Genomic DNA, 23,336 nt, shown 5'->3' on the forward strand with positions numbered 1-23,336 from the left:
CACGGCGCCGCGGGGCGGGCGAGGGTGATACTGCCGTGCGTACGTTCCGTGGTCGTACGTCCGGCCCGCCTACGTCCGCCGCGCCTACGTCCGGCCCGCCTACGTCCCGCTCCCCTACGTCCCGGCTTCGTACGTTGATCTCTGGTCTGGTTGGGCCGACCGGCCCGCCGCAGGCTTGGGGGCATGACGAACGAGACGACGAACACCACGGCCGCCACCACGACGAGCACCACGAGCACCACCGCCGGTACCACCCGCACCGTCGCCGCCTACGCGGCGCAGCAGCCGGACGCCCCGCTGGCGAAGACCACCGTCACCCGCCGGGCCGTGGGCGAGCACGACATCGTGATCGACATCAGGTTCTCCGGCATCTGCCACTCCGACATCCACCAGGTCGGCGAGGACTGGGGCACCGGCATCTTCCCGATGGTCCCGGGCCACGAGATCGCCGGCGTGGTCAGCGAGACCGGCCCCGGCGTGACCCGCTGGAAGGTCGGCGACCGGGTCGGCGTCGGCTGCTTCGTCGACTCCTGCCGCGAGTGCGACAACTGCCGTGCCGGTCTGCAGCAGTACTGCACCGGCGAGGGCGGCGCCGTCTTCACCTACAACGGCACGGGCCGCGACGGCCTGCCGACCTACGGCGGCTACTCCGCGGAGCTGGTCGTGGACGAGGCGTACGCGCTGGGCATCCCCGACAGCCTGCCGCTGGACGCCGCCGCCCCGCTGCTGTGCGCGGGCATCACGCTGTACTCGCCGCTCGCGCACTGGGGCGCCGGCCCGGGCAAGAAGGTCGCGATCGTGGGCCTCGGCGGCCTCGGCCACATGGGCGTCAAGCTCGCCCACGCGATGGGCGCGGAGGTCACCGTGCTCAGCCAGTCGCTGCGCAAGCGCGAGGACGGGCTGAAGCTCGGCGCCGACCACTACCGGGCCACCTCCGACCCGGCGACGTTCAGCGAGCTGGCGGGCAGCTTCGACCTGATCGTCAACACCGTCTCCGCCGACCTCGACCTCAGCGCCTACCTGGGCCTGCTGCGGGTCGACGGCACCATGGTGCAGGTCGGCGCGCCGGAGAAGCCGGTGTCGGTGAACGCCCACGCGTTGCTCAGCGGCCGCCGCTCGCTGGCCGGGTCGATGATCGGCGGGCTGCCGCAGACCCAGGAGATGCTGGACTTCTGCGGTGAGCACGGCATCACGGCCGAGATCGAGCTGATCCGGGCCGAGCAGATCAACGAGGCCTACCAGCGGGTGCTGGACGGCGACGTCCGGTTCCGCTTCGTGATCGACGCCTCGACCATCTGACGGACCGCCCCACGACCGCGAGGTGCCCCCGCACGACCGCGAAGTGCCCCGCGCCCCGGTGCTCTCCCGTCACCAGGGCGCGGGGCACCCGCGTCACACCGAGGCCGTCTTCGCCGTCCGCCGCTCCTCGCGGCGGTCCAGCCGCCGCTGCCGGCCCCGGCGCAGCGGCTGGTCGGGCAGCCAGCCGAAGGTGAGGCAGGCGCCCACCACCCCGAGCAGCATCCCGATCAGGAAGCCGCCCAGGTTGGAGGTGACCCAGCTGGCCAGTGCGGCCAGCACGGCGAGGACGGAGTAGAACAGCCGCTGTGCCGGGTTGAACAGGATCAGCAGGCCGCACAGCACCATCACCGCCGGCACCAGGTACCCGGCCAGCCCCTGCATCCCGATGTGCAGGACGACGGGCAGCGGGGCCCGCAGGGTGAACAGGATCTCGGCGCCGCCGAGCAGCACCAGCAGCCCGCCCCAGAACGGTCGCCGGCCCCGCCAGTCGCGCTTGACCGGGCGGGCGGCGGGCTCGGCACCGTCGGCGGTCGCGGCGGCGGTGCCGGGCGCGGTGGCCGTCCCCTCGGCCGCCACCCCCTCGGCCCGCGCCCCGACGCCCCCACCGGTCCCGGCCGGCTCCGGTACGGACTCCGTCATGCTCAGCAGCCCTGGGAGCCGAAGCTCAGCCGCAGGTTGGGCAGTTTGAACCCGACGGCGGTGCTCGCGTAGTTGTGCTGCTTGAGGTGGGTCAGCACGACGGTGTCGGCCTGCTGGCCGAAGACGCCCGGGTTGCCCTTGCCGACCGGGCCGGCCTTGTCGAAGGTGCTGGCGTCGCCGCCGATCTCGATGTTGGTGAACTCCGCGTCGCCGGACAGGAGATCGGAGTCGGTGGTGAGGTTGGAGGCGCTGACGGGGGTGCCGCCGTCGCCCGCGTGGATCACCAGGTTGATGCCGCCGAGGTCGACGCTCTGGCACAGGTTGGTGATCTCGGCACTCTTGATCGCCGACACCGCGACCAGCACCTGGCCGCCGGTGGAGCCCGCGTTGGGGCTGTCGGGGATCATCGAGTCCAGCGAACCGAACTGGGCGAAGCCCTTGCCGTCGAGCTTGTCGGCGGTGATGGTGAACGGCATGCCGGAGATGGAGAACTGCGCGGCGAGCACGCCCTGGGCGGTGAGCGCCATCAGGACGCCCCCGGCGGCGATCGCCGGCACGGCCATCAGGGCGGTGCGCTTGAGCCGTACCCGGCCTCTTCTGGGCCCGACCGGCTGTGGGGTCCCGGCCGCCGCGGCGGCGTCCTCGGACATGGCCATGTGTGCTCCCTGTGGGTGGATTGGGTGTGCAGGCACTGGCACGTTGTCCTGGCGCGGACAGCGTTCCGCGGCCCGAACGGGCCGCCCGCCCCTCGGCAGCGGGGCGGGTCCGGTCGGAGCGCGGTAAGTAACTGGGAAGCTACTGCCCGGTATTGGCCGGGTCAATACGGGTGCACGAAGGATCTTCACCGATCCCGGCCTCGACCCGTTCCGGCGCCTCGGCCAGGCCCAGCCGCTCGGCCATTCCCGCCACCCCGAGCCGTTCGGCGGCCTCTGCCGGGCCGAGGAACGGTGCCAGGCAGAACATGCTCAACACGGGTAACAGCTCCGGCAGTTGATCGGTGCGGCCGGAGTCGATCCGGCGGTGGATCGCGCTGTACACGCCGCCGACCACGGCGTCCACCAGCTCGTCCACCGTAATTCCGCACGGGAGTTGGGGCGCCTCGGCGAAGAACGCCCGGAACCTGGTGAGGAGTTGATCGCGCTCACGGCGCCCCTCCGGGCCGACCGCCTCGATCTCGATCACCGCCATGGTCGCGAACGCCGGTGTCCCGGCGAGCAGTTGGAGCATCGCACCGAGCGCCTGCCGGATCCCGTGGCACCAGTCGGATTCGGCCGCGAACGCCGCCGCCATCCGCCGGAGCACCACCCCGGTGCCGTAGCGGTGCGCGGCGAGGAAGGCGTCCTCCTTGCCGCTGAACAGCTCGTAGAAGACCGGCCTGGTCACGCCCGCCGCCCGGCAGATGTCGCTCACCGTCGCGTGCTGGTAGCCGCGTTCGGCGACGGTCCGGACCAGCCCGTCCAGCAGCCGTTCGCGCTGGGTCGCGGCGACCACGCCTGCGGGCTGCCGGCGCGGGCCGGGCTTGATCGACCGGGCGGGATCGCGGCCGGTCCGCGCGCCCGGCAGCAGGACCGTGTCGGCACTCCGGAGGTAGTTCCGTTCCATCACCAACTCCTGTGTCCTGTATTGACATTGACGCAACACCGGGTTTACAACACTGACAGGTTTCCAACCGGTGGACGAGCAGGCCCCCACCGGTCGACCTCCAGGGGCTCCCCCGGTCCGGACGCACCACCCGGGCCACGGGACCACGGCGGGCGCAGGCCCGCGGCGGTGGCAGCCGCCGACGTGCACCCCCACAGCACCGCACGTCCGCACCGGCCCGGCGCAGCGCCGCCGGGCAGTGCCGCTGTGTTCCGCACCGCCGAACCGCCGCACGGCCCGACGGCCCTGCAGCCGAACCGCCTCACGGCCGTACAGCCGAGCCGCACGAGCGGGCCCGTGGCGCCGGGCCCGCCCGCACCGCGGCCCCGCCGGAGCCTCCGGTACGCCATGCACTTCCCCGCCGTGCACACCACCACACCCGCACGCCGGGATTCCCCCACCCGTCCCCCGGACGGAGAGAGGTACCCTCATGCGCATCCGTCGCACCCTCGCCACCGCCGCCCTCACCGCACTCGCCCTCACCGGTGCGGCCGTGGCACCCGCCGAGGCCGCCACCGCCGTACTGACCACGGGCAGCCCGACCGGCCCGGCCGTCGCCGTCGGCGACGTCATCACCGCCAACCTGGTCTCCGGCAGCTACGCGACCTTCTACAACAGCGCCACCGGGACGAGCGGCATCAAGTGCGCCGCCTCCTCCTTCTCGGCGACCGTCACCTCCAACCCGGCCGCGCCGGGCAGCGCCGTCGAGCAGCTCAACACCCAGACCTTCGGCTCCTGCACCTCCAACGTCCTCGGCGTCACGAGCGTCAAGAGCATCACCGTCACCAACCTGCCGTTCACCAACACGGTCAGCGACGCCCCCGGCAACCCGGTCAAGCTCACCCCCGGCGCGGCCGGCGCGATGGGCACCACCGTCGTCCTCGGCACCATCCTGGGCAGCATCACCTGCAACTACCAGAACAGCACCGGGATCAACGGCACCACCTCGAACACCGGCAACACGATCGGCTTCTCCGCGCAGCCCTTCACGCTGGTCTCCGGCCCCGGCCTGTGCTTCTCGACCGGCTGGTTCAGCGCCACGTACGGCCCGGTCACCGACACCTCCGTCGCCGGCAGCCCCGCCCTCTACGTCAACTGACGGTCCCCACCGCCCGCTGACGGACAGCCCCACCCCGACCACGGCGGCGTACGGCACCGGCACCACGCCGTACGCCGCCCGGCCGTGCCCGCGCGGGACGCCGGGACACGGAAGTGACCGGCCGGTAGGGTGGCGCCGCACGCAGACGACGAAGCGGAACGGGGCGGCACATGGGCAACGACGGCAACGGCAACGCGACGAACAGCACGGGTTTCTTCACCTCGGTCACGGACACCGCCGAACAGCTCGCCGCCACCGGCTACCTCGCCTCCACGGCCGTCGCCACCACCGTGTTCCTGGCCGACCGGCTCGGCAAGCCGCTGCTGGTCGAGGGCCCGGCCGGGGTCGGCAAGACCGAACTCGCCAAGGCCGTGGCCGCGATCGGACGGGCCCGGCTGGTCCGGCTCCAGTGCTACGAGGGCATCGACGAGGCCCGCGCGCTCTACGAGTGGAACCACGCCAAGCAGCTGCTGCGGATCACCGCCGGCCGCGAGGAGGGCTGGGAGGAGGCCCGCGGCGACATCTTCGGCGAGGAGTTCCTGCTCACCCGCCCGCTCCTCACCGCCATCCGCGGCGAGGAACCGACGGTGCTGCTGATCGACGAGATGGACAAGGCCGACGTCGAGGTCGAGGCGCTGCTCCTGGAGGTGCTCAGCGACTTCCAGGTCACCGTCCCCGAACTCGGCACCATCACCGCGAGCCGCCGCCCCTTCGTGCTGCTCACCTCCAACGCCACCCGCGACCTCTCCGAGGCGCTGCGCCGCCGCTGCCTCTTCCTCCACCTCGACTACCCGGAAGCCGAGTTGGAGCGCCGCATCGTCCGGCTCAAGGTGCCCGGGCTGGACGAGACCCTGGCCGATTCGCTGGTGCGGGTCGTCGGCGCGCTGCGCGCGATGGACCTGCGCAAGGCCCCGTCCGTCGCCGAGACCATCGACTGGGCCCGCACCCTGCTCGCCCTCGGCGCGGACACCCTGGACGAGGCCGCCGTCCGGGACACCCTCGGGGTGATCCTCAAGCACCAGGACGACATCCGGAAGGCCTCCCGGAAGCTCACCCTCGCATGACCGCCGAGCCCCGCCCGACCGGAGCCGCGCCGGCCGCGCTCCAGCCGACCGCACCCGGGCCCTCCGCACCCGCGCCGGCCCAAGCCCCGCCGGCCGACACCGCCGCCCGCCTCACCGGCCTGGTCCGCGCCCTGCGCGGCCACGGCCTGCGGATCGGCCCCGCGGAGACCGTGGACGCCGCCGCCGTCCTCGACGTCCTCGGCTTCGCCGACCGCGAGCGGATGCGGGCCGGACTGGCCGCCGCCCTGCTGCGCTCCGAGACCCAGCGGACGGTCTTCGACGCGACCTTCGACCTGTTCTTCCCCCTCGGCGTCGGCACCCCCGAAGCCGTCCGTGCGGACCCGCTGCCCGTCCCCGACGACCCCGAGCCGCCGCGCTTCGGCCGCCCCGACCCGCTCCGCGACGACCTGCGCGACCGCCTCGCCGCCGCCCTCGCCGCCGACGACCGCGCCGCCCAGGCCCGGCTCGCCGGCGAGGTCGTGGAGGCCTTCGGCCGCTACGGCGCGGGCAGCACGCCCGGCTCCGACGGCTGGTCCGCCCACCAGGCGCTCGGCCGGCTCTCCCCCGAGACGCTGCTCGCCCGGATCCTCGCCGCCCTGCGCACCGCCGGTTCCGCGACCGACCTGTCCGACCTCGTCCTCGCCGACGAGGTCCGGCGCCGCATCCGGGACTTCCGCGCCCTGGTCACCGGCGAGGCCCGCCGCCGGGTCGCCGAACTGCGCGGCGCCGAGCGGATCGCCGAACGCGCCGTCGCCCCGACCGTCGACCGGATCGACTTCCTCTACGCCGGCCGCGACCAGCTCGCCGAACTGCGCCGCACCGTCCACCCGCTGGCCCGCAAGCTCGCCACCCGGCTCGCCGCCCGCCGCCGCCGCGCCGCCCGCGGCCACATCGACCTGCGTCGCACCCTGCGCCGCTCCCTGGGCACCGGCGGCGTACCGCTGCGCCCGGTCCACCGCCTGCGCCGGCCGGCCCGCCCGGAGCTGGTGCTGCTCTGCGACGTCTCCGGCTCCGTGGCGGGCTTCGCCGACTTCACCATGTTGCTGGTGCAGGCGATGAGCGAACAGTTCAGCAAGGTCCGGGTGTTCGCCTTCGTCAACCGCACCGCCGAGGTCACCGACCTGCTCGGGGCCGGCGACGATCCGGCCCGCCTCGCCGCCCGGATCCTCACCGGGGCCAAGGTGACGGGCCACCACGGCAACAGCGACTACGGCTCCGCCCTCGGCGACTTCGCCGGGCACCACCTCGACGCGGTCGGCCCGCGCACCTGCGTCCTGGTTCTCGGCGACGCCCGCACCAACCACCGCGACCCGAACCTCGACGCCCTGCGCCGGATCGCCGCCCGGGCCCGCCGGGTCATCTGGCTCAACCCGGAGGAGCCCTCCCGCTGGCCCACTGGCGACTCCGCCGCCCCCGCCTACGCCGACGTCGTGGAGATGCACTCCTGCCGCAACGCCCGCCGCCTCGGCGAACTCATCGGCCGCCTGCTGCCGGTCTGAGCCGCACCACCGGTGCGCCGGAGACCACGCACCCGCCCCGGACGCGGGCCCGCTCCCGCCACCCGGGAGGATGTCCCCGTGCACAGTGTCCAGTTCTTCACGTACACGTCCACCCGGCTGTGGGGCCTGCGCGTCGACGGCGCCGACCTGCGGGTCCACGCCGCGGACGCCACCCGCCCCCGGTGGCAGCAGGAGGGCAACCCCGACGAGCGGACCCCGGAAGCCGTGGAGGACTTCCTGCTCCACCAGTACGGCGGCCTGACGGAGGCCGAACTCGGCTCACCGGGACGCCACTTCCTCGGCGACGCGGCTCCGGAGGTCCGGGACCGCGCGACGGGGGCGACCGCCGTCCTGGGCTGCCCCTGCGGCATCTGGGAGTGCTGGCCCCTGCTCACCCGCATCACGGCCACGGCCGACACGGTCACCTGGTCCGCCTTCCGCCAGCCCCGCCGCCCCGCCTGGGGCGACCTGGCCGTCGGACCGTTCGTCTTCCCCCGCACCGACTACGAGCGCTCGCTCGCCCACGCCGTCCACCACGCCGAGGACCCGCTGACCGCCCTCCCGCCCGCCGAGCCCCCCGCCGGGACCTGACGCGGTCCCCGGGGTGGGCGTCCCGGGCGGCCGTGTCGGCCGCCCGGGACACCGGGGACGCCCGGGACGCCCGGCCCTCAGTCCAGCGACCCCAGGAAGTCCAGCAGCGCCGCGTTGACCTCGGCCGGGCGCTCCTGCTGCGTCCAGTGCCCCGTCCCCGGGAGCCGGACGTGCCGGTGCAGCCGGGGCGTCACCTGCTGCAGCAGATACGCCACCACCTCGCGGGTGACCATGGCGTTCACCAGGTCCTGCTCACCGGTGACGTACAGCGCGGGCGCCTCGATCCGCCGGCCGGCGAACGCCGCCATCAGCTCGTTGTTCCGGTCGATGTTGCGGTACCAGTTGAGCCCGCCGGTGAAGGCGCGGGCGCCGTGCCGGGCGTAGTCGGCGGCGAACGCCTCGATGTCCTCCTCGGTGAGCCAGGCCGGCAGCCGCTCCGGCTCCGGGACGGTGTCCAGCAGCTTCAGGCCCTCCGGGACGACCCACGGCTTCGGCTCCCCGTCCGGGTAGGTGCCGCCGAGGACGCGGCGGAACGCGGACTTCGGGTCGGCCGCCAGCTCGGCGTCGGCCCGGCCCGGCTCCTGGAAGTAGATCTGGTAGAAGCCCTCGCCGAACCTCTCCCGGGACTGCGCCAGCGGCGTCGGCCCGGACGGCAGCGGCGGCACGCTCAGCCCGGCGACGCCGCGCACCAGGTCCGGGCGCAGCGCCGCGGTGGCCCAGGCCACCGGGGCGCCCCAGTCGTGTCCGACCACGACCGCGCGTTCCGCGCCGAGCGCCCCGATCAGCGCCGTGACGTCGCCGACCAGGTGCAGCAGGCTGTACGCGTCCACGCTCTCCGGCTGCTCGCTGCGGGCGTAGCCGCGCTGGTCCGGCGCGACCACCCGGTAGCCGGCCTCGGCGAGCGGCCCGAACTGGTGCCGCCAGGAGTACCAGCTCTCCGGGAAGCCGTGCAGCAGGAGGACCAGCGGCCCCTCCCCCTGCTCGGCCAGGTGCAGCCGCACCCCGTTCACCTCGATGTCGCTGTGCTTGACGGCCTCGATCAACTCCGGCTCCCTGGTCGTTTCGTGGGTGTCCGTCCGACCCCTGCCCAGCCCGGCGGCCGGGGAACCCCGGAGGTTTCCGGATCCGTCCGTCGCACAGCAGCCGAGGCCGCCCCGGGAATCCGGGACGGCCTCGGCGTCGGAGTGGACCGACTGGGTGTCAGTTCACCGTGTAGCTGTACGGGATCGCCGCGAGCACCGCACCGGTGGTGTTCAGGGCGTTGTTGGCGGTGGCCACCCCGGTCGGGCCGGACACCAGGTACAGCACGCCCTTGACCGTGCTGCCCTTCGGGCCGGTCGGGTTCAGGGTCACCTGCAGCGAGCCGGTGGCGCCGGGAGCGACGGTCACCGGGCTGGCGGCCTGGGCCGAGGCGTTCACCGAGGCGGCGTACGGGTCACCGGTGCTGGAGGACAGCGCCGGGTCGAAGGCCTGGGTGTGCGCGGTGGCCGTGATGGTGGAGGTGCCGGTCGGCGCGCCGCCGGTGCCGAACGGGCCGATCTGCTGCACGAAGGTGCTCCAGTTGCCCGGGACGACCGGCTGCTCGGCGGTGCCGTTGTCGGTCACGACCGAGATGGTCGAGCCGTTCTGGGCCTTCTTCAGGTCGCCGAACAGGTCCGGCGAGCCGGTGGTGGCGCTCAGCTCGATCTGCGCCGGCGTCGAGGACGCCGCCACGGCCTTGAGCTGGTCGGTGCCCGGCGGCACCAGGAAGGACGGCACCGTGGAGCTGAGGCTCAGCGGCAGGTTGACGTTCGCCGAGGCGCCCTGCGGCACCAGCGGCACGTCCACCCGGCGGTCCAGGCGGCCGTCGGCCGCGATCTTCTGGGTCGCCACCGTGTTGTTGGTGTAGTTCACCTGGACGGTGACCGGCTTGCCGGCCGCCAGCTTGGTGTGGGCGTCGTTCGGCAGACCGGCCGCGGTGGCCTGGTTCTGGTTGAACGCGACGGTGCCGGCGAAGTCCTGGGCGAGCTCCTGGCCGCTGACCGGGCCGAGCACGTTCAGGACGAACCGCCAGCGGCCGGCGGCCGGGTTGACGGTGGTGGCCGAGACGCCGGCCGAGGTGCCGGTCAGGTTGCCCTGGGCGTCGAACTGGCCGTTGCCCTCGATGTCGATCGGGGTGCCGTTCGGGCTGATCAGCGCGCCCTGCATGAGCAGGTTGGAGTCCTTGCCGACGGTGACGCCGACCCGCAGGTCCTTCTGGCCCTTCGGGACGTCGAAGCCGTAGGTGAAGCTCTGCGTCGGGGAGGCGCTGCGGCCGTTGCCACCGGTGATGGTGCCGGTGAAGGTGCCCTTGCCCTGGTTGACCGGGACGAGGCTGCGCAGCACGACCGGGACGCTGGTGGTGTTGCCGTTCGAGCTGGAGACGGTGATCGCCTCGCTGGAGTCACCGCTGGTCGCCGGGGTGGTCAGCTGGACCTTGAGGGTCTTGGTCTGACCGGGCTTCAGGTCGGTGGTGCTCGGGCTCACGCCGCCGGCCGGCACCGCGCGCTGGGTCGCGGTGGCCAGCTGGACCGGGCCGGTGAAGCCGGCCTTGCCCGCCGGGGTGTAGAGGATGGCGGTCCACTCGCCGGCCACCGGGTGCGGGACGTCCACCAGGCCGAAGTTCGCCGGGGTGGCGCCGCCCTGCGGACGGGTGTTGGTCTCGAAGCGGCCCGACGGGTCGAGCAGCGTCATGCGGACGACCGGACCGTTGGTGACCGGGTTCGGCGCGCCGTGCCAGGCGATCGACGCCGCGAGGCGGTCGGCGCCGGCCGGGACGGTGAACTTGACCTGCTTCTGCACCCAGTCCGTACCGTTGGTGGCGTACTTGAAGGTGTCCTTCGACGCCGAGTCCAGCTGGACGGTCTGCTGGGCGGTCGCCAGCGGGGCGAAGCTGCGGGTCGCGGCGCTCACCGTCTGCGGCTCGTCACTGGTGTTGGTGACGGACACGTCGGTGGTGTGGGTCGAGCCGGGGGCGCCGGCGATGTCGACCTGGCCGGTGTTGACCACGACGGTGTTGGCGCCGTCGGTGCCGTCCCCGTCGTCGTAGCCGCGGGCGGCCTCGACGGCGGCGCGGACGTTCAGCAGACCGGCGCCCTGCTCCTCGGCGGGCACGCCGAGGTCGGTGGCGGTGCCGGTGAGGAACTTCTTCACCAGCGCCGGGGCGGGCGAGTCGCCGCCGTGGGTGTCGCGGTAGGCCTGGATGACCAGGGCCGCGGCACCGGTGACGAACGGGGCCGCCTGGCTGGTGCCGCCGAAGGGCTGGATCGGCGAGGCCTTGCCGTTGAAGCCGGCGCAGTCGGTGTACTTGGTGAGGTCGGGGGTGCAGAGCGCCCAGTCCGACTCGCCCGGCGCGACCAGGTCGACGGTGCGGCCGGCCTGGGTGAAGCCGCCCGAGGAGAGGGCGGAGATGCGGTTGTTGCTCCAGGTCTTGTTGGAGAACTGAGCGGCCGCGTAGCCGGTCTGCTGGTAGTTCTGGTTGTCGGTGGAGGCGCCGACCGAGATCACGTACGGATCGGTGGACGGCGTGCCGACGGTGCCGCTGATGCCGGCGTCACCGGAGGAGACGGCGACGGTGACACCGGCCTTGACGGCCTGCTCGTTGAAGAGCGAGATGGTGTCGTGCGCGCCGCTGTCCGGGGTGACGTTGCCGCCGAAGGACTCGTTGAGCACGTCCACGTGGGCGACCCGCACCGCGTAGTCGATCGACTGCAGGATCGACGAGTTGGACATCAGCTCGCCGCCGGCCTTCAGGGCGACCAGGTCGGCGTCCGGGGCGAGGCCGCGGATGCGGATGTTGCAGCCGGCCGGCAGCGGGTGCGACGCGTTGACGAACTGCGAGACGTCGTAGGTCTGGCGGCCCTGGGCGATGACCGCCGAGGCGTCGCCGAAGGCCTCGGCCGCGCCGGTCGGCGCGTCCCAGCCGTCGCCCGCGAAGTCCTTGTAGTCGACCACGGCGTGCGAGCCGTCGGCCCGGATGAAGTCCGGGTTGTTCGGGTCGAGGCCGTCCGCGATGTAGGCGACCTTGACGCCCTTGCCGGTGGCGAGGTTCTCCACGCCGGGCTTGCCGTTGCCGGTGTAGGCCCGGGTCGAGTACAGGCCCTCGGGCTCCAGCAGGGGCTTGCTCGGGTCCGAGGGGCACGCGGTGTTGGTCGCGTTCTCCTCGGCGCCCTGGCCGTTGCTGCCCGTAACGGCCTGCGGGGCGGCGGCGGCCTTGGGCGCCTTCGCACCCGGGGCGGTCGCGGAGTCGGCACCGTCCTTGGCCGTCGCGGCCTTGCCGGCGGACGCCGGGGCGACCTGGACCTGGGTGTCCGCCACCACGGCGGAGACCGCCGGGTCCGCCAGCAGCTGGGCGTGCAGGGCGGGGCTGACCGTGGCCGAGAAGGCGTTGCCGACCACGAAGGTCTTGATGTTGGTGCCGCCGTTGGCCTTGACCTTGTTCAGCAGCGGCGCCTGGGAGTCGGCGGCCTTCTGCTGACGGGCGCCCAGGTGACCGTGGTCGGCCGGGGCGTCCGCTATCTGGTCCTTCAGGATCACGATCACCGGCACCGGGGTCCCGTCCGCGGACGCCGTCTGGGCGTTCTGCGGATCCGGGGTCGGAGCTGCGCTGGCCATGGTCCCGAAGCTCAGGACCATGGACGCGGTGGTGACCGTGACGGCAGCTGCTAGCTGGGCTTTCCGCCAGCCGATCATGGACATCCTTTCGTCTGATGCGACGTCAGGTTGCACGGCCAGCGTACGCGGATCCGGGTCGGACGCGTGGTTGCTCGGACCGCGCGTCCTGACAGCGGTCGAATTCCAGCGCATCCGGCACGACCACGACAAGGGGGGAAATCCCCATCAGAAAGTAAAAATGACCATAGGAAAGTAAAATTCACGGCAGAAATCGGGCCATGTCCGCCCCTTTTCGCCGATCGGACCCGCCCGGAACCGTCCGCTTCCGCACCGAAAAAGTCGGTGGCGAACTCTCGACACTGGCGAAACACCGCCACCGGCCGTCCGTTCGCCGACAACTGCCTCTTTGTCGACAACCGCTTCTTTGTCGACACGGCCACATGCCGTTCCCGCCAGGACACTCCCTTCCCCGCCGCCCCCGCCCGAAACCGGGTGCGGCAGCCGGAATCAGTACCCGGCCGACCGCTCCTGAGCGTCCGCCAGGTCCTCGGCGGTGGGCGCGTCGTCCTGGGTCAGCCGGTGACGCCAGTACCCGGTGAAGTCGACGGACCGCTTCGGCACCCCGCGCTCCTCGACCAGGTGGCGGCGCAGCGCCCGCACCGCACCCGCCTCCCCCGCCAGCCAGGCGAACGGCGTGCCGGCCGGCAGCCCGGCCGAGCGCACCGCCCCGGCCAGCACGGCGCCCGGCGCGGCGCCGTCCCGGTGCAGCCAGTGCACGGCGAGGTCGGCCCGGCTCTCCAGCGGCTGCCGCTCGGCCCGGTCCGCGACCTCGACGTACGCGAGCGCCCGCACCCCGGCGGGCAGCGCCTCGACCAGCGTCGCGAGCGCGGGCAGCGCGGTCTCGTCCCCCGCCAGCAGCACCCAGTCGGCCGCCGCCGCGGCCTCGGCGAACGGCACCGGCGGGGCGTACAGCGCGGAGGGGCCGACCATGCCGAGCCGGTCCCCGGGCGCCGCCCGCAGGGCCCAGCCGGCGGCCGGGCCGGTGTCGCCGTGCAGCACGAAGTCGATCTCGACCAGCCGGGTGCCGGGCCGGCGCCGGCGCAGGGTGAAGCTGCGCATCGGGGGCCGCTCGGCCGCGGGGATCGCCAGGTAGGCCCGGTACCAGCCCATCGGGTCGTCCTGCGGCGCGGGCAGTACCGGCTCGGTCTGCCCGGGGCGGGGGAAGCAGAGCTTGAGCTGCTGGTCGGGGGCGGTACCGACGGTGTCGGCCAGTCCCTCGGCCGCGAAGGTGATCCGGGCGGTGCGCGGCGTGATCCGGCGGACCTCGACGACCTCGACGACGGTGACGGGCAGTGTCATCGCGAAACCCTTCGATTGGTAACCTTACGGCATAAAGAGTTGCCGTCCGACGCGATACTTTACGCCATAAGGAGATGTCCGATGACCGTCTACGCCGGGCAGGGCGACGCCCGCCGCTCGCTCGCCCTGCTCTGGGGCGCACCCGAGCAGCCCCGCACCGGGCGCAGCGGCCCCAAACCGGGCCTGAGTGTGGACGCGATCGTGTCCGCCGGAATCGCCGTGGCCGACGCCGAGGGCATGGCCGCGCTCTCGATGCGCGCCGTGGGCGAACGACTCGGCCGCACCGCGATGGCGCTCTACACCTACGTCCCCGGAAAGGCCGAACTCCTCGACCTGATGCACGACCGGGCCCTCGCCGAACTGGCCACCGGACTGCCCGCGGAGCCGCCCGCCGACCTCCCGGCGGGCGAACTCCCGGCCCGCGAAGTCCCACCGGCCGAACTCCCGGCCGGCGCACCGCCCGTGGACGACTGGCGCGAGGCCGTCACCGGCTGGGCCGAAGGCCTGTACGCCTGCTACCTGCGCCACCCCTGGGTGCTCCAGGTCTCCCAGGCCCGCCCGGTCCTCGGTCCGGCCGAACTCGCCGTCATGGAGAGCCTGTTGCTGGCCCTCCGGCCGGCCGGTCTGGACCCGCGGCGACTGCGCGGCGCGGTCGCCGCCCTCTGGCAGTTCGTCCGCGGCCTCGCCGCCACCACCGCCGACGCCCGCGCGGCCGCGGCCGCCACCGGAGTCGCCGACGAGGACTGGTGGGCCGACCGGTCCGCCCGACTCGCCGAACTGGCACCGGACTTCACCGACCGCTTCCCCCTCCTCACCGCCCTGCAGAGCACGGCCGGCGGCCCACCGGAGGACAGCCACCGGGAGGCCTTCCGGACCGGTCTCGCCCTCCTGCTCGACGGCGTGGCGGCCGCCCGCTGACCTCGCGGGCCGCCGACCGCCGGCCCGTCCCGCCTCCGCCCGGAGCCCTCACCCGCCGGCTGCCGTACGCACCCTCATCCGCCGGCTGCCGTACGCGCCCTCATCCGGCGCGCGGTGCGCAGCCCCTGCTTGGCGGCGGTCGCCACCAATCCGCCGAGACCGGTCCTGGCCAGGTCCTCGGCGGCGAGGCGCTCCAGCACCGGCAGGGCGCGCTCGTCCGCCGTGGCGCCGAGGGCCCGGCAGGCCAGCGCCCGCAGGTCCGGGTCGGGGTCGGCGGTCAGGGCGATCAGGTCCGCCACCACCGGCGGCCCGAAGGCGGCGATCGCCGAGGCGAGATGGCCGGCCTTCGGGTTCCGGCGCTCCGTCATGGTCCGCCAGAGCGCCGCGAGCGCCCGGTCCCCGCCGATGCTCCCGAGGGCCAGGGCGGCCGCGCTGCGCACCCAGTCCGTCCCGTCGTCCAGCCGGGCCGCCAGGGCGGGAACGGCGGTGCGGGCGCGGAGGCGGCCGAGCGCCTCGCAGGCGCCCTCGCGGACCATCGGGTCCGGATGCTCCAGCAGCGCCGCCACCAGCGGGACGGCCCGCCGGAAGCCGAGTGCGGCACAGGCCAGGGCCGACCACCGCACGCCGCGGTGCCCGGTGTCCGCGAGGGCGCGCAGCAGTCCCGGCTCCAGGCTCTCGTCACCGAACAGGTCGATCCGGTTGAGCGCCTTGGTCCAGACCGTGACGTCCTGCGTCCGGTGGTCGGCGGCGACCCCGGACAGGGCCGCCAGCGCCTGCGGGTGGCCGAGTTCGGCCCACTCCAGCAGCGCGTCGATCGCCCGCAGTCTCGTCGCGCGGGTCCCGCGCAGCTCGGCTGCGAGGACCGCGACCAGGGACGCCGGGCCGTCCGGCGGGTGGCCGAGGGCGTCCCCGAGCGGGCCGGTGAGCTCCGGCTCGGACTCGCCGAGCAGCAGTGCCTGCGGGCCGATCCGGGTGCCCACGTCCGCGTCGTAACGGCCGTCGCCCCGGAGGTTGGCGGCCAGTTTGGCGACCGTGCGGAACAGCAGCCGCGCCGGGTCGGACGGGTCGGCGGGGAGGGCGTCCAGTCGGCCGTCCAGGGCCGCCTCGACGGCGGCCGGCGGGCGGCCGGCGGCCCTCAGCACCGTCTGCGCCCAGGCGAGCGGTTCGCCCTGGCGCTCGTACAGGTGGCGCCCCCAGAGGCGGCGGGCGGCGTCACGGTGGTCGGTCATCCCGGGATCGTCCCAGCGGGGGTGCCGACGGCCAACGGGTTTTACCTCCCGACCGGGTCGCGCACCCCGTGACATCAAAACGTAACGCTTCCGTGAAAAGTCGTCAGGCGTAAAGTCTTCCCCAAGACCTCCCCAATCTGGCATGTTTCCTTCAATTCCCGTGCGATCCCCCTCACGCACGGCCCGAATCGGAGGACACGTGTCACCCTTGATATCCCGGCGGCTCGGCCGCCCGGCCGCCGCCCTCGCCGTGCTCTCGGCCATGGCCCTCGCCACCCCCACGGCGTTCGCGACCGCAGCCCCCACGACCACCACCCCCACCGTCCCCGGCGGCGTCACGGCGCCCACCGCGCAGGCCGCCGCCCAGCCCGGCACCGCCGCCGCCGGCTGGGCCGCCGGCACCCGCTCCTACCTGGTGATCAGCGCTCCCGCCGACGTCGCCGCCGCCAAGGCCGCGGTCGCCGCGAACGGCGGAACGGTCTTCGCGAGCTACGACGCGATCGGCGTCGTCGTCGCCCACTCGACCGCCACCGGCTTCGCCCCCGCGCTGCGCACCGTCGCCGGCATCCAGCAGGTCGGCGCGACCCGCACCTCCGACGTGCCGGCCGACGCCTACGGCCCGGCCCTGCCCGCCAACCCGGCCCAGGCGGCCACCACGCTCACCGAGTCCAACCGCTGGGACATGACCCAGATCAAGGCCGACCAGGCCTGGAACGTGACCACCGGTTCCCCGTCCGTCAAGGTCGGCGTGCTCGACACCGGCGTCGACGACCAGCACCAGGACCTCGCGCCCAACTTCGACGCCGCCGACTCGGTCTCCTGCGCGTACGGCAAGCCCGACACCCGCACCGGCGCCTGGCGCGACGTGGACACCCACGGCACCCACGTCGCCGGCACCATCGCCGCCGCGAAGAACGGCAAGGGCGTCGTCGGCGTCGCGCCGGGCGTGAAGATCGCCTCGGTCCGGATCGCCGAACCGACCAGCACCCTGTTCTACGCCGAGAACACCGTCTGCGGCTTCGTCTGGGCCGGCGACCACGGCTTCAAGGTCACCAACAACAGCTACTACACCGACCCGTGGCAGTTCAACTGCCCGAACGACCTCGACCAGGCGGCCCTCATCGAGGGCGTCAAGCGCGCCCAGGAGTACGCCGAGGGCAAGGGCTCGCTGCAGGTCGCCGCCGCCGGCAACTCCGACTACGACCTCGCCAACAAGACCACCGACACGGCGAGCCCGAACGACTCCACCCCGACCACCCGGACCATCAGCAACGCCTGCCTCGACATCCCCACCGAACTCCCCGGCGTGGTGACCGTCGCTGCCACGGGCAGCGGCAGCGGCAAGGCCTCCTACTCCAACTTCGGCCGGGGCGTCATCGACGTCGCGGCGCCCGGCGGCGACGGCGCGACCGGCGTCTACTCGACCCTGCCCGGCGGCAAGTACGGCACCAAGAGCGGCACCTCGATGGCCTCCCCGCACGTCACCGGGGTCGCCGCGCTGATCGCGAGCACCGACCCGACGCTCACCCCGGCCGGCATCCGGGCCCGCCTCGCGAGCCAGGCCAACGACCTGGCCTGCCCCGCCTCGGACAGCCGCTGCACCGGCACCGCCGCGAACAACGCCTTCTTCGGCGAGGGCCAGGTCGACGCGCTGAAGGCGGTCGGCGGAGCCACCCCGCCCGCCGGGAAGTACTTCGAGAACACCGCCGACGTGGCGATCCCCGACAACACCACGGTGGAGAGCCCGATCACCGTCACCGGCGTCACCGGCAACGCGCCCGCGACGCTCAAGGTCGGCGTGGACATCAAGCACACCTACCGCGGTGACCTCGTGCTCTCCCTGGTCGCCCCCAACGGCACGGTCTTCCTCCTGGAGGACTTCGCCGACAGCGACAGCGCCGACAACGTCGCCAAGACCTACACCGTCAACGCCTCCGCCGCCGGCCCGGCGAACGGCACCTGGAAGCTCCGGGTGAAGGACGGCGCCTCCGGCGACACCGGCACCGTCGACGCCTGGAACCTCACCTTCTGATCCCGCCGCACCACCGCGATCCCCGCCGTCCGGCGCCCAGGTCGACAGGGCCTAGCCGCGCCGGGCGGCGGGGATCGCCAGCAGCACACCGAGCACCAGCAGGGTGGCGTACCCGGCGGTCTCGTGGCCGTCCGGGACCAGGAAGCGGACGAAGCCGAACAGCCGGAAGCCCCCGAGCCGGTCGGACACCAGGCCGGAGGCGCCGCCGAGGATCAGCACGAACCCGAGGTAGCCGAGCAGCGTCTTCATACCCCCGAGCCTAGGAATCCGCCACCGCCCGGGCATCCGACTTTCGGCGCGACCGGGCGCCACCAAAGTCGCGTGCGAGGGTCCGTCCGCCGGCGCCGTCGCGCGGGCACCGGACGGAGCAGCAGGCACGGCGGGCGGACGGCGGCCCGGGTACGTTCGCGGTGTGCAGCCCAAGCGAGTTCAGCCCGAGCGCGTGCCGACCGAGCGCGAGCGGCCCGCGCGCGTGCGGCCCGCGTGTGTGCAGCCGAGACACCAGCGGCGCAGGCCCCGGTACGTCACCGGGGTCGCGGCCGGCGCCGCCGCATCGGCGCTGGCGCTCGCCGTCGGGGGTCCGATGGCCCTCACGGCGTTCGGGCAGGACGGTGCCGCCGTGGTCGGCGGGGAGCGCCTCGGCAGCCCCGACGTCCAGGTCGCACCGCTCAGCGGGGCGCCCGCACTGCCGGCCGAGCTGTCCGGCCGCTCCTGGCTGGTCGCCGACGCCGGGACCGGCGAGGTACTCGCCGCCCGCAACGCCCATCTGCCGATGCCTCCGGCCAGCACGCTGAAGATGCTGTTCGCCGACACCGTGATGACCAGGTTCGACCGCTCCCTGGAACACAAGGTCACCCCGGCCGAACTGGCCGACCTCGGCGCCGGCAGCAGCCTGGTCGGTGTCAAGGAGAACCTGCCGTACCGGGTCGAGGACCTCTGGCGGGGCGTCTTCCTCAGTTCCGGCAACGACGCCGTCCACGTCCTCGCCCACATGAACGGCGGCATCCAGCAGACCGTCGCCGACATGCAGGCCCGCGCCCGCACCCTGCAGGCGAAGGACACCAAGGTGGCCTCGCCCGACGGGTACGACATGGACGGTCAGGTCTCCTCCGCCTACGACCTCACCCTGTTCGCCCGGGCCGGGCTGCGCAACGCCGACTTCCGCTCCTACTGCGCCACCCGCACCGCGAGCTTCCCCGGCGGGCTGGACAAGCTCACCGGCCGGCGCACCAGCTTCGACATCGCCAACACCGACCGGCTGCTCGGCAAGTATCCGGGCCTGATCGGTGTCAAGAACGGCTACACCACCAACGCGGGCGCCACCTTCACCGGCGCCGCGGAACGGGGCGGCCGCACCCTGCTGGTGACGGTGATGCACCCGGAGGCGCAGGGCAAGGTCTACGACGAGGCCGCCAGCCTCCTCGACTGGGGCTTCGCGGCGGCCGGGAAGGTCCAGCCGGTCGGGCAGCTGGTCCAGGACACCGCCGCCCCGGCCGCCACCGCTCCCGGGGGCTCCTCCGCCGCCCCGGATGCCGCGGCCGCCTCCCAGCTGCCCCCGTGGTCCCGGCCGCCCGTCATCAGCGGCGACGGCCCCGGCCTCGCCCCCGCCGTCTGGACGGCCGCCGTCCTCGGCACCGTCCTCGCCGTGTGGGCCACCGCCCGTGCCGCGGCCCGCCACCGCGCCGTCCCCTCCCGCACCCGGACCGCCAGAGCCACAGCCCAGGCCCAGGCCCGGCCCGGCCCGGCGTACCGCGGCAGGCCGGCCTCCGTCGGCCCCACCACCACCGGCCCCGCCACCACCGGCCCGGCGTACCGCGGCGGCGCGACCGCCGTGGGCGGCGCCACCGGCGTCGGTGGCCGGGGCCACCGCCGCCTGACCCGCCGCGCCCGCGCCCTGCTCCGCCGCGCCCGCACCACCCTCGCCGCCCGCACCGCCCGGTCCCGGTGAGCGACCGGGGCGGGCCGTGGAACTCTGGCTGCTGAACCACCTCTCCACCACCCTGCTCGCGCTGCTGGTGGTCGGCGGCCTCGTCATGCTGGCCCTGCTGGGCAGCGTCCTCACCACCCGCCGCTTCCCGTCCCTCGCCGGGGGCGAGAACAACGACATGGTGGGCGTGGTGCTCGGCATGTTCGGGGCGATCTACGGCATCATCCTCGCCTTCGTCATCGTCAACCTGTGGACGGAACTGCAGGACACCCAGAAGGTGGTCGCCACCGAGGCGACGGCGATCTCCCAGATCGTCCTGGACGCCCGGGCCTTCCCGCCCGACGTCCGGACCACCGTGGACGCCGCGGTCCGCGACTACGTGCACGGAGTGGTCGAACAGGGGTGGCCGCTGATGAGGGCCGGCCGCGGCGACTTCTCGGTGACGGCGACCGAGGTGGACACGATGTACGCGGCACTGCGCGGGTACGAGCCGCAGTCCGCGTCCGAGCAGGCCTTCTACGCCAAGGCCCTGGACAGCCTCAACGACGCGGCCGGCCAGCGCCGCGACCGCATCAACAAGAGCCTCGACGAACTGCCCGCGCTGCTCCAGGCGCTGATCGTGGGCGGCGCGCTGGTGATCCTCCTGCTGACCCTGCTGTACGGGATCCGCAGCCGGCGGGTGCGGCTGCTGTTCGTCGGGGCGGTGGCCGCGCTGATCGGATTCAGCCTGCTGCTCGTCCTGGTGCTGGACCGTCCCTTCGCCGGGGACCTGTGCGTCCCCCCGACCCCGTTCAAGCAGAGCGCGCTCGCGCGGTTCTGGTGATCACGCCCGGTGATCGCCGCAGCGTCCCGCGCCCTCTAGACTTCCGGCCATGACCACGCCCGATCCCTCCGCCTCGGACCGGCTCGCCCGGATCGTCCGACTCTCCGCCGGGAGCTACCTGCTCGTCACCACGTACAAGAAGGACGGCACCACGGTGCCGACCCCGGTGTGGGTGGTCCGTGACGGGGAGGCGCTCGGCATCTGGACCGTCGCGGACTCGTGGAAGGTCAAGCGGATCCGCAACCGTGCCGACGTGCTGGTCGGCCCGTGCGACGTCAAGGGACGGCCGACCGGCGAGCAGTACCCGGCGACCGCCGAGATCCTCGGCCCCGAGCGCACCGCCGCCTACCGCACGCTGCTGCGCCAGAAGTACGGCCTGGTCGGTGTGCTCACCCTGCTCGGCAGCCGGCTGCGGCGCGGCGAGCGCGGCACCGTCGGCATCCGGATCACCCTGACCTGACCACGCAGGCCTGCCATCTCGGCCTGACCACTGCTCCCATCGCACCGATCCGACCGAACCCGGCGGATCGGTGCTTTGTCATGCCCACCGGGAGAGAGCTCCCCAGCGGTTCCGGACACATCGGACATCCTCGGGCGGGTTCGATCGGATTCAGCAAAGTGAATCCTGACATCGGAGCGGCACTCGCACCCTGGAGACATCTGGGGAATCTTTCAGGATGTTCTCGGCAAAATCCCCCGTTTCCGCACTTCGCGATTTTCAATAAATGATTGACAGCGGGTCAGATCGCAGATGAGGATGTGATCGCGGCACCGAGCCGTCGAGTGCGCCCCGCAAGGCCGCACCACCGACGTCGGCACGGCAGTCGACCGAAGCCGGCGCTCCGCGCCCGTTCGCCTCGCACCACAGGCGGCATCGGCGCCTCGCATCGCCCGCGAATGACCATCCGAAGATCCCGAGGAAGTGTCGCCATGCCCCATTCCGCCCGGCGAACCGTCGTCTTAGTAGTCATGACCATGACATCTGCTGCCGTTCTCGGCCTCGGAGGGTGCGGGACCGCGCCCACTGGCCACGGCCAGGCGGCGGCCTCCGGCTCCCTGGCGGCGCCCGTCATCGCGACACCGGCACTCCCATCCGCAACGGATCCGCCGGGTGTGCAGTCATCTCCCACTGTCAGTAACGATGTTGACGCACCGTCGACGCCGGCCTCCGCTTCGCCCGCCGCGTCATCCGCGCCCCCTGCGGGCCCGCAGGCCGGTACCGGCGCAGCGCCGAAACCCGCACCGACGGCGGCAGCCGCGGGCAACGGCGCCGTACCGGCCGACGCTCCACGGCAGACCGGACTCGAGGCCCAGTTCAGCGGCCTTCCCACCGAGTTGAAGACCGACGGGAAGCCCGTCGAGTTCTCCGTCGTCCTCACCGACCGCACCGGCAGGGCACTGTCCGCGGTCTCCCCCTCGCTCGTGCTCTCCGGCAAGGGGGTCACGAGCACCCTGTCGCGCCTCGACCCGGCGACCGGCAGCTGGCTGCCGGACTCGGCGACCGACACGGGCGGCGCCCCGATCGGCGTCAACCCGGCCGCTGCTTCGTACGCCGTCCCCGCGGGCGGCTCCCTGACGATCCGGTACCGGATCGCGGTGCCGGCCGGCTCGCGGCCGCAGCAGTCGCTGGCATCCCTCTCCGTCGTCGGCGCCGACGGGTCCCAACTGGCGGCCGCCGCACAGTCCGTCGCGGTGACCGCGGGCTGACCGGCACCGCTCGGCGGCACGCCGAAACGGGCCGGAACATCCTCGGCCCTCTCCAGCTCCATCCCAGCTCCATCGATCCGAAAGGGATAGACATGCCCAAGACCGCCAAGCGCTTCGCCTCGATCGGTGTCACCACCGCACTGGCCGTGGCAAGCCTGAGCATGCTCGCGACCGGCGTGGCGCACGCCGGAAGTGCGAGCGGAATAGTCAGCACCGCCACCGGCCAGCTCGGCAACGGCCTGTGCGGCAACGGGGGCAACGGCTACTACGCCCCCGGCAGCGGCCAGCACAACTCCTGCGGCGGGCAGGCCTGGTGCGCCGACTTCGCCGGGTGGGTGTGGTCCCAGAACGGCGTGCAGGGCCTCGGCGTGCTGAACGACCTCGCCAACAGCTTCGAGACCTACGCCAACAAGTACGACGGGGGGCTCTCCTCGACTCCGCACGTCGGCGACGCGGTGTTCTTCCACCCGAAGTCCTTCGGCGGCACGGACTACGACCACGTCGCGATCGTCACCGCCGTGAACTCCGACGGAACGATCGACTGGATCGGGGGCAACCAGCACGGGCTCGTCTCAAGGAACCGCGGCTCCGGCAGCGTCGGCGCCGTCGAGTGGGTCAGCGGTGGCTACAACGTGAACCTCAAGGGCTACGCCAGCCCGGTCGGGTTGCAGCAGCAGCAGAACTCGCCGGTCATGCGGGTGGACACGGTGAAGGGCGGGTCCGTCTTCGACAACCAGCGCAACGCCGACGGCACCTGGTCGAACGCGGCGCTCCTCGACGGGAGCGGCCGGATCACGCAGACCGCGACCACCGCGCTGCCGGACGGGACGTTCCACGTGACGACCCTGGCCGACGGCAAGGTCTTCGACAACCAGCG

At 73.4% G+C, this 23,336-nt stretch carries 20 protein-coding genes; 12 read left to right on the forward strand and 8 right to left on the reverse strand.

Annotated features, from left to right (window positions below):
* Positions 1-183: 183 nt before the first annotated feature.
* Positions 184-1,299, forward strand: coding sequence for an NAD(P)-dependent alcohol dehydrogenase (locus tag ACFV0O_RS22315; RefSeq protein ID WP_380344443.1), 1,116 nt, complete (start codon positions 184-186; stop codon positions 1,297-1,299).
* Between the two features lie 93 nt (positions 1,300-1,392).
* Here the strand turns inward: ACFV0O_RS22315 and ACFV0O_RS22320 are convergent, their stop codons facing one another.
* The 3 genes from ACFV0O_RS22320 to ACFV0O_RS22330 all read right to left on the reverse strand — a co-directional run bounded on the left by ACFV0O_RS22320 (position 1,393) and on the right by ACFV0O_RS22330 (position 3,540).
* Positions 1,393-1,938 carry a DUF6114 domain-containing protein gene (locus tag ACFV0O_RS22320; RefSeq protein ID WP_380344446.1) on the reverse strand — a complete coding sequence of 182 codons (546 nt, stop codon included), beginning with the start codon at positions 1,936-1,938 and terminating at the stop codon, positions 1,393-1,395.
* 2 nt (positions 1,939-1,940) lie between these two features.
* A complete protein-coding gene (locus tag ACFV0O_RS22325) occupies positions 1,941-2,594 on the reverse strand; it encodes a DUF6230 family protein (protein ID WP_380344449.1) in 654 nt (217 codons plus the stop codon).
* 139 nt (positions 2,595-2,733) lie between these two features.
* The gene (locus ACFV0O_RS22330; RefSeq protein ID WP_380344452.1) at positions 2,734-3,540 is read right to left on the reverse strand and encodes a TetR/AcrR family transcriptional regulator; all 807 of its coding nucleotides are present in this window, start codon (positions 3,538-3,540) and stop codon (positions 2,734-2,736) included.
* Positions 3,541-4,009: 469 nt separating this feature from the next.
* Between ACFV0O_RS22330 and ACFV0O_RS22335 the strand changes: the two genes are divergently transcribed.
* The 4 genes from ACFV0O_RS22335 to ACFV0O_RS22350 all read left to right on the forward strand — a co-directional run bounded on the left by ACFV0O_RS22335 (position 4,010) and on the right by ACFV0O_RS22350 (position 7,832).
* Positions 4,010-4,678: a Tat pathway signal sequence domain protein gene (locus tag ACFV0O_RS22335; RefSeq protein WP_380344455.1), complete on the forward strand. Its 669-nt coding sequence runs from the start codon at positions 4,010-4,012 to the stop codon at positions 4,676-4,678.
* A 170-nt stretch (positions 4,679-4,848) separates the two neighbouring features.
* Positions 4,849-5,742, forward strand: coding sequence for an AAA family ATPase (locus ACFV0O_RS22340; protein ID WP_380344457.1), 894 nt, complete (start codon positions 4,849-4,851; stop codon positions 5,740-5,742).
* Positions 5,739-7,241 (forward strand): VWA domain-containing protein, encoded by a 1,503-nt coding sequence (locus tag ACFV0O_RS22345; protein ID WP_380344460.1) that lies wholly within the window; start codon positions 5,739-5,741, stop codon positions 7,239-7,241. The genes ACFV0O_RS22340 and ACFV0O_RS22345 overlap by 4 nt, the downstream gene beginning before the upstream one ends.
* Positions 7,242-7,319: 78 nt before the next feature.
* Positions 7,320-7,832, forward strand: a complete 513-nt coding sequence (locus tag ACFV0O_RS22350; protein WP_380344463.1) for a hypothetical protein — start codon at positions 7,320-7,322, stop codon at positions 7,830-7,832.
* Positions 7,833-7,909: 77 nt separating this feature from the next.
* Here the strand turns inward: ACFV0O_RS22350 and ACFV0O_RS22355 are convergent, their stop codons facing one another.
* From ACFV0O_RS22355 to ACFV0O_RS22365, 3 genes are all read right to left on the reverse strand, one after another.
* Complete coding sequence (locus ACFV0O_RS22355; RefSeq protein ID WP_380344465.1) at positions 7,910-8,875, reverse strand: alpha/beta fold hydrolase; 966 nt, start codon at positions 8,873-8,875, stop codon at positions 7,910-7,912.
* 157 nt (positions 8,876-9,032) lie between these two features.
* On the reverse strand, positions 9,033-12,542 hold the full coding sequence (locus ACFV0O_RS22360) for a S8 family serine peptidase (protein ID WP_380344468.1): 3,510 nt from the start codon (positions 12,540-12,542) through the stop codon (positions 9,033-9,035).
* 429 nt (positions 12,543-12,971) lie between these two features.
* A complete protein-coding gene (locus tag ACFV0O_RS22365) occupies positions 12,972-13,823 on the reverse strand; it encodes a siderophore-interacting protein (RefSeq protein ID WP_380344471.1) in 852 nt (283 codons plus the stop codon).
* Between the two features lie 81 nt (positions 13,824-13,904).
* On the opposite strand from ACFV0O_RS22365, the gene ACFV0O_RS22370 reads away from it, so the two are divergent.
* Positions 13,905-14,741, forward strand: coding sequence for a TetR/AcrR family transcriptional regulator (locus ACFV0O_RS22370; RefSeq protein ID WP_380344474.1), 837 nt, complete (start codon positions 13,905-13,907; stop codon positions 14,739-14,741).
* Positions 14,742-14,815: 74 nt separating this feature from the next.
* Here the strand turns inward: ACFV0O_RS22370 and ACFV0O_RS22375 are convergent, their stop codons facing one another.
* Positions 14,816-15,970: a HEAT repeat domain-containing protein gene (locus tag ACFV0O_RS22375; protein ID WP_380344477.1), complete on the reverse strand. Its 1,155-nt coding sequence runs from the start codon at positions 15,968-15,970 to the stop codon at positions 14,816-14,818.
* Between the two features lie 250 nt (positions 15,971-16,220).
* On the opposite strand from ACFV0O_RS22375, the gene ACFV0O_RS22380 reads away from it, so the two are divergent.
* Positions 16,221-18,002 (forward strand): S8 family serine peptidase, encoded by a 1,782-nt coding sequence (locus ACFV0O_RS22380; RefSeq protein WP_380344497.1) that lies wholly within the window; start codon positions 16,221-16,223, stop codon positions 18,000-18,002.
* A gap of 51 nt (positions 18,003-18,053) precedes the next feature.
* Here ACFV0O_RS22380 and ACFV0O_RS22385 read toward each other — a convergent pair whose 3' ends face one another.
* Entirely contained in the window at positions 18,054-18,251 is a 198-nt protein-coding gene (locus ACFV0O_RS22385) for a hypothetical protein (protein WP_360254415.1), read from the reverse strand.
* A 163-nt stretch (positions 18,252-18,414) separates the two neighbouring features.
* On the opposite strand from ACFV0O_RS22385, the gene ACFV0O_RS22390 reads away from it, so the two are divergent.
* The 5 genes from ACFV0O_RS22390 to ACFV0O_RS22410 all read left to right on the forward strand — a co-directional run.
* On the forward strand, positions 18,415-19,950 hold the full coding sequence (locus ACFV0O_RS22390; protein WP_380344481.1) for a D-alanyl-D-alanine carboxypeptidase family protein: 1,536 nt from the start codon (positions 18,415-18,417) through the stop codon (positions 19,948-19,950).
* A gap of 16 nt (positions 19,951-19,966) precedes the next feature.
* Positions 19,967-20,752, forward strand: a complete 786-nt coding sequence (locus ACFV0O_RS22395; protein ID WP_380344484.1) for a DUF4239 domain-containing protein — start codon at positions 19,967-19,969, stop codon at positions 20,750-20,752.
* Positions 20,753-20,801: 49 nt separating this feature from the next.
* Positions 20,802-21,212, forward strand: coding sequence for a PPOX class F420-dependent oxidoreductase (locus ACFV0O_RS22400; protein ID WP_380344487.1), 411 nt, complete (start codon positions 20,802-20,804; stop codon positions 21,210-21,212).
* Between the two features lie 875 nt (positions 21,213-22,087).
* Positions 22,088-22,459: a hypothetical protein gene (locus ACFV0O_RS22405; RefSeq protein WP_380344490.1), complete on the forward strand. Its 372-nt coding sequence runs from the start codon at positions 22,088-22,090 to the stop codon at positions 22,457-22,459.
* Positions 22,460-22,551: 92 nt separating this feature from the next.
* The coding region (locus ACFV0O_RS22410; RefSeq protein ID WP_380344492.1) for a CHAP domain-containing protein at positions 22,552-23,336 on the forward strand (785 nt) is incomplete at its 3' end.

The organism is Kitasatospora sp. NPDC059577 (assembly GCF_042735475.1).
In the GTDB taxonomy this organism is placed as follows: Bacteria; Actinomycetota; Actinomycetes; order Streptomycetales; family Streptomycetaceae; genus Kitasatospora.